Source organism: Rothia sp. HMSC071F11 (assembly GCF_001809115.1).
Taxonomy (GTDB): Bacteria; Actinomycetota; Actinomycetes; order Actinomycetales; family Micrococcaceae; genus Rothia; species Rothia dentocariosa.
In genome coordinates this window covers 268,706-269,507 of record NZ_KV795763.1, presented here as the reverse complement: position 1 = coordinate 269,507, position 802 = coordinate 268,706, and the positions used below count along the sequence as shown (strand labels likewise).

General features: G+C 57.9%; 1 protein-coding gene. It reads right to left on the bottom strand.

The window, feature by feature from the left end:
- Positions 1–182: 182 nt before the first annotated feature.
- The coding region (locus tag HMPREF2554_RS09100) for a M13-type metalloendopeptidase (RefSeq protein WP_141744388.1) at positions 183–802 on the bottom strand (620 nt) is incomplete at its 5' end.

Genomic DNA, 802 nt, shown 5'->3' with positions numbered 1-802 from the left:
GGTAGATACAGGAGCGTATGCGTTCGTATGTGCCACGTCCTTAGCCCTTACAACGGCGGTACTTTGGGCAATACGGCATCTTTTAACCCGCGCGAGCAGATAATATTTCGGCGAGCAGATAGCAATCCGTTATCTGCTCGCCAAAATATTATCTGCTCGCGCTATTGGGAACTGGCAGGAGGCTACCAGATACGCACGCGATCCTCAGGCGCCAGATACAGTTTGCTGCCCTCGGGAACATCGAACGCATCATAAAACTCGTCGATATTGCGCACCACGCCGTTCACCCGGAACTCGTCGGGGGAGTGCGGATCCACCGAAATCATCATCTCCGCATGCTGTGGGCGTGACTTAGTGCGCCATCCCTGTGCGGTGGACCAGAAGAGGCGCTGCGCGGCCGTCATGCCGTCGATGACCGGCGCATCCTCCAGCGAGGTGATGCCCTGCTCGGCAAGCGCAATCTCATAGGCCCTCAACGCAATCGACAGGCCCGAAAGGTCGCCGATATTCTCGCCCAGAGTTAGTTCGCCGTTCACCCGGAACTTTTGCGGGTCAAGGTTCGCCGGGGTGTAGGCGTTATACTGCTGAACCAGCGCGCTCGTGCGCTTGGTAAACTCGGCGAAATCCTCCTCGGTCCACCAGTTATTCAGCGCGCCGTCGCCGTCATAGAGCGCACCTTTATCGTCAAACCCGTGACCTATTTCGTGACCGATCACCATGCCGATACCGCCGTAGTTCGCTGCATCGTCGGCCTCAGGATCGAAGAAGGGCGGGCGCAGAATAGCCGCGGGGAACACAATCT